Raw genomic sequence first — 5,632 nt, 5'->3', positions numbered from 1 at the left:
GCATTTTTGAGAAGTTGCCTGAAAACTAGAGAAACTATAATTAAGTGCCAAGTTTTCTGCATTTACTAAGCTGAAAAGGAATTTACGCCATTTCACCTAGTATTAATCTCAGGAATTAAGTTGTTTCCTGTAACTGTAAAGATGCGTATATCTGGTCTAAGTTAGGTTATGCATTTTTGAGAAGTTGCCTGAAAACTAGAGAAACTATAATTAAGTGCCAAGTTTTCTGCATTTACTAAGCTGAAAAGGAATTTACGCCATTTCACCTAGTATTAATCTCAGGAATTAAGTTGTTTCCTGTAACTGTAAAGATGCGTATATCTGGTCTAAGTTAGGTTATGCAGAGAGTGAAAAAAATCGGGGGAGCATTGACTTAATCAAAGAATAACGATATAATACGTTAAAAAGTGGCTCTATTAGACAGTCTGGGTTCACTCATACATGAAATCCATCAGAACCAAACTCAAATTAAATAATAAGCAAAAAACTCTGATGGCTCAACACGCGGGTTATAGCAGATGGTGTTATAATTGGGGGTTAAGTTTGTGGAATGCGGCTTACAGGGATGGTTATAAACCTAATGCCCGTAAACTCAGAAAGGTTTTTACTAATCAGACAAAACCTCTTGAACCCTGAATGAAAAGCTGATCATCTAAAGTTTATCAATACGCTTTTCCTACGGAATGCTGCGCAAACATCAGTTTAGGTGAAGCGTTTAAAAGATTCTTTTCCTGCGGAATGCTTCCCTACGGGATGCTACGCAAACGCAAACAAGGATTGAGTAAATATCCAAGGTTTAAGAAAAAAGGTAAACATGATAGTTTTCCAACGGAATGCTACGCAAACACAATTGATAATTGTGGAAAGCTAATAGAATTAAACGGATGGAACCATAAATTACCTTTTATTAGTATTGTCAAAACTTACGAACCTATTGAGGCAACAACTCAAAAAATAACTATTAGTAGACAGGCGTCAGATTGGTATCTTAGCTGTAGCTATGAATTTACTCCAAAATTAACACAAAAAACTACTGACGCGTCAAGCTGAAAATAATGTATTAAATTTTTTAGTAGGCGTTGCTGAATTAGGGGATGAATATTAAGTGGGGTGGGATCCTGCCCGTCCGAAAATATAAGGAACGGGCAAGATACCCATTCCACAGAACTATTAAAATCATCCCGCATTTATGCAAAGCCAATTTTTTAGTATAATTCTTACTATGACTAAGGTTTGGAGAATTTTCCTAAAACACTATTTCAAGCTTGACGCGCTACTAGGAGGGGTTATATCATGTCCGGATAATCAGTTATAAAAAAACCTTCTCCCTTTTAACTTTTCTTTCCCTTCTGCATTCTGCCTTCTGCCTTCTACCCTCTGCCTTCCCTCCTCCAAGGCGTTGCACAGCGACGAATGATTTGAGATTTTTGATTGAATTGGATTGTGGATTAATCAATTGCTAGAATGATTAATTAATGGTTATTTTTAGTCAAAGTCTAAACTAATTTTTGGCAATATCATTCCAGAATGTGCAACCCCCCTCCAAAGTATCACTATTCAAGCGGACATGATATTAGGGATGGGTCTCCATCTCCCACACTCAAGAAAACATAGAAAAATTTTTGAGATTTGGTATTACTCTCAGCGCTTCCCTACTCTTTGAATAACCAGTATTTAACCGGACATAATATTTTTCCTAAAAAGACTATTTTTTGTTCGATTTATTTGTTAATATTTAGGATAGTATTCAGCTATTATGGCTGAACCTTGCTCAAAATATTTAATTCATTATGGGTTAACAATCGTGGGATTCAAAATTGGTTTGTTGGGATTAGGTACAGTCGGTATAGGGACAGCAAAAATTTTGCTATCCCCAGAAGGTCGTCATCCTTTAATTCAGGAACTGGAAATACATCGAGTGGGAGTGCGCGATATCTCCAAAACCAGAGATATTAATCTACCTTCAGATATTTTAACAACAGATTTAGAAGCGATCGCTACTGACCCACAGATAGATATTATAGTAGAACTTATCGGTGGGTTGGAACCCGCAAGAAGCCTAATGCTCAAAGCTATTGCCCATGGCAAACACGTCGTCACCGCCAATAAAGCTGTGATCTCTCGCTATGGTCCAGAAATTTTTGAAGCAGCGAATGAAAAAGGTGTTTATGTCATGTTAGAAGCAGCAGTGGGTGGCGGTATCCCTGTTATTCAACCCCTCAAAGAATCTTTGGGAGTTAGTCGCATTCATTCGGTTATCGGTATCATTAACGGGACAACTAATTACATCCTCACCAGAATGCAAAAAGAGGGAGCAGACTTTGCAGATGTTCTTGCCGATGCTCAAAATTTAGGTTATGCAGAAGCTGACCCCACTGCAGATGTAGATGGGTTAGATGCCAAAGATAAAATCGCAATTTTGGCTTCTCTTGCTTTCGGTGGTCTAATTAAATTAGAAGATATTCATTGCGAAGGTATTCGTCAAGTAACGGCAGCTGATATTGCTTATGCTGACAGACTAGACTTTGTCATCAAATTATTAGCGATCGCCAAATGCGACCCCAACAATACCAACCCCACCACAGACGAATTACAACTGAGAGTACATCCTACCCTCGTGCCAAAAACTCACCCCCTCGCAAGTATTAATGATGTTTATAACGCTATCCTGGTAGAAGGAGAACCCATTGGACAAGTAATGTTTTTCGGGCCGGGTGCAGGTTCAGGTCCCACAGCAAGTGCAGTTGTTTCCGACATTATGAGTATCGCTGCCATCCTCAAAACAGAAACTGAACCTATTGCTCACCCATTGTTAAGTTGTACTCATCAACATTATTGTGAAACAGCATCAATGGCAGAACTTGTTACCAGATTTTATGCCCGCTTCCTGACAAAAGACCACCCTGGTGTTATTGGTAAACTGGGTACTTTTTTTGGCAGTCATGATGTCAGTTTAGAATCTGTAGTGCAAACAGGAGTACATGATCGACTTGCAGAAATAGTGGTTGTCACCCATGATGTAAAAGAAGGTAACTTCCGGCAAGCATTAGAGGAAATTCAATCATTAGATGTTATTGATAGTATTCCTAGTGTATTGAGGGTGTTGTAGAAATAAAAAAAATCCGATGGCAATTAAACATCAACGCCCGAAAAAATTAACTTCAACAGGACTCACGCATAACCACCATTTGTAGGGGGCTAACGGTCGTTAGCCCCCTACAAATGGTGTATAATTTCGTATGCGTGCGGGCTTTGTTGCACAAATAGAGCAAATAGGGTAAAAATAACAGTGCGTGGTACAACAAACCGAAACTAAGATTAGATATGAGTAATATAGAATCCGGTTAATTAGACATTGCAAGTAACGGTTGACGATCACCAGTGGAACTGAGTTACTGCCCGCAAGATTTCTGGTTGTTTGATGAGCTGGTAACAGCGATGGCAGGTAGACGACTGATTAGTTAAAATATAGATCAATTATACTTGATCATAACACCTAATTTGACTGGAACTAAACTTTCTTTATATTCTCTTTATGAATCAATGTGATTGATGTTGTTAAATCCTGATAGTCAGAGAATTTGACATCACATTTTCCACAGAGCTTCCCAAATTCACAACTTGCAGATCCCTAATGTTTACGTTTAGCGGCAAGCCTATCTTTACCAAAAATCATCCAATAAACTTGATCTTTTCCAATTTTTGTATTCTTTCGTCATCATCAGGAGTTTCATCCGGTATATCTAAGGGGTTTACACCCCCTGTCATGTCAATAATTTGTTTCAGAGTATATGGCTTATGCTGCTTCATAAAACCGATATAAAACGTCACATAGAGTGATATTCTACTGTTTACTTCCTGCTTTCCTACGGAATGCTACGCAAACCACCGGAACTGTCGGCAGCACTCCGTCCACAGGCATTCACGATCAAGCCGACCGCATTTCGCAAATTGATACTTGCGTTTAAATCTCTATCTATTGACAAGCCACAGTCAGGGCAATCATACGTTCTCAGGCTTAACGGCATATCTTGGACGTGACCACACCTGCAACAAGTCTTTGATGATGGAAAAAATCTATCTACTACTACTAACTCTGAACAGTACCATTGGCATTTATATTCTAGCTGTCGCCTGAACTCGTAAAATCCTTGGTTTGCACCCACCCCTCTAGCTCCCCTCCAGGGAGGGGATGGGGGTGGGTTATGGTTAGATAACATTCCACTAACGTTCAAATCTTCTATGACAATTGTGCCGTGGTTTTTGGCTTGCGTATGTTGTCAATTTATGAAGTGCATCTTTGCGGATGTTCGCTACTCGCCTATGCAGCCTAGCTATCTTAAGTTGTGCTCCCCATCTTCGTCAAGAAAGAAACGAGACACCTCAGGCTGATCGATGGTATCCAGGTATTCCTTCAAGCCTGCATTGATGCTTGCTTGTGTTGTAGATACAACAAATTCGTATTTATATCTGTCGGATGAAAGGTATGATTCGTTAGCTACCACAGTCCATTAGGAGTAAAATTGCTATTAAATTTTAATACAAAATGGGCAGTAGTTTTAAGAGGCATTAGTCGAACAGTGAATTTGGCCTATAATACGGTAGATTAGTTTAGTGAGAGCTGCCTCTCAAAAAGCGAGTGCCTAATTCTTGGGCCTCCCCAGAATGTAAGACCCACTCAAGACACAAAAAAACTCTCTCATACCAGAATATTTAATCAAGAATAAGCGATGGCAAACTTCAAAAATTTGTCTACTTGACTAAAATAAGAAAAAATTATATAGTTTTACACTAAATTTATAGTAATGTTGAAAAGCTTTCTATAACTCGACCGTTAATACAAAGTCATTAACTCCACTCTCTCAAATGTCACAACAATCTTCCGAAGGACCTTTACTAGATATTACTGTCGAAGAACTAGCAGACCGGTTAACAGATGGTATTCCTGAAAATTTACAATTAGTTGATGTTCGGGAAGATCGAGAAGTAGAAATAGCTTCTATCAAAGGTTTTAAAGTTTTATCTTTAAGTAAATTTTCTGAATGGTCAGACCAAATTCATGTCCATTTAGACCATGAGAAAGAAACTCTAGTCTTGTGTCATCATGGTATACGTTCAGCTCAAATGTGCCAATGGTTGAAGAGTCAGGGTTTTACAAATGTGAAAAATATTATTGGTGGTATTGATGCCTACTCAATGGTAGTAGATAAAAGTATACTTCGCTATTAGTCAGAATTCGGAACTTTTCATTTCCGGCAAACTTTAGTTACCTAAGAGCTGATTTATTAACTGAGCTGTTTGCGCAGCATTCCGCAGGAAAACTCTTATGCTATCTAGGTCTCATAAATTTCTACTTTACTGGCCTACAATCGGTAAAACCTTTGTCCTGTAAGAAATTCAGCCTCTTAATATTTACTTTTTGAAGAAGGAGACAGGAGACAGGAGACAGGAGACAGGAGACAGGAGACAGGAGACAGGAGACAGGAGACAGGAGGAAAATTACATGGGGATTCGCTCCCCCAAGTAATGCGTGAACACCCCCGTTGACGGTGGGGTATTAAACCCACAAAGAAAATGATAAATCAGCTCTTAGGTAACTAAAGTTTGCCGGAAATGAAAAGTTCCGAATTCT

At 38.8% G+C, this 5,632-nt stretch carries 3 protein-coding genes and 2 pseudogenes; 3 read left to right on the top strand and 2 right to left on the bottom strand.

The window, feature by feature from the left end; genetic code table 11:
- Window positions 1-441: 441 nt before the first annotated feature.
- Together D5R40_RS43585 and D5R40_RS29865 are read left to right on the top strand one after the other, a co-directional pair.
- Window positions 442-924: pseudogene (locus D5R40_RS43585) on the top strand (helix-turn-helix domain-containing protein); the annotation flags it as partial.
- 880 nt (window positions 925-1,804) lie between these two features.
- Complete coding sequence (locus D5R40_RS29865; RefSeq protein WP_124144468.1) at window positions 1,805-3,109, top strand: homoserine dehydrogenase; 1,305 nt, start codon at window positions 1,805-1,807, stop codon at window positions 3,107-3,109.
- 563 nt (window positions 3,110-3,672) lie between these two features.
- Here D5R40_RS29865 and D5R40_RS36430 read toward each other — a convergent pair.
- Both D5R40_RS36430 and D5R40_RS29860 read right to left on the bottom strand, forming a co-directional pair.
- The gene (locus D5R40_RS36430; protein WP_161565106.1) at window positions 3,673-3,810 is read right to left on the bottom strand and encodes a hypothetical protein; all 138 of its coding nucleotides are present in this window, start codon (window positions 3,808-3,810) and stop codon (window positions 3,673-3,675) included.
- Window positions 3,811-3,866: 56 nt separating this feature from the next.
- Window positions 3,867-4,344: pseudogene (locus tag D5R40_RS29860) on the bottom strand (RNA-guided endonuclease InsQ/TnpB family protein); the annotation flags it as partial.
- A 522-nt stretch (window positions 4,345-4,866) separates the two neighbouring features.
- On the opposite strand from D5R40_RS29860, the gene D5R40_RS29855 reads away from it, so the two are divergent.
- Entirely contained in the window at window positions 4,867-5,229 is a 363-nt protein-coding gene (locus tag D5R40_RS29855; protein WP_124144466.1) for a rhodanese-like domain-containing protein, read from the top strand.
- The last annotated feature ends 403 nt before the right edge of the window (window positions 5,230-5,632 follow it).

It is taken from the genome of Okeania hirsuta, assembly GCF_003838195.1.
Lineage (GTDB): Bacteria > Cyanobacteriota > Cyanobacteriia > Cyanobacteriales > Microcoleaceae > Okeania > Okeania hirsuta.
Note: the sequence above shows the minus strand (reverse complement) of the source record. Positions and strands in the feature narration are given on the sequence as shown.

What these genes read in the sequence shown, in the direction of transcription:
- D5R40_RS29855 (WP_124144466.1), top strand. Translation starts at nt 4,867, where the DNA reads ATGTCACAACAATCTTCCGAAGGACCTTTACTAGATATTACTGTCGAA.
- D5R40_RS36430 (WP_161565106.1), bottom strand. Translation starts at nt 3,810, where the DNA reads ATGAAGCAGCATAAGCCATATACTCTGAAACAAATTATTGACATGACA.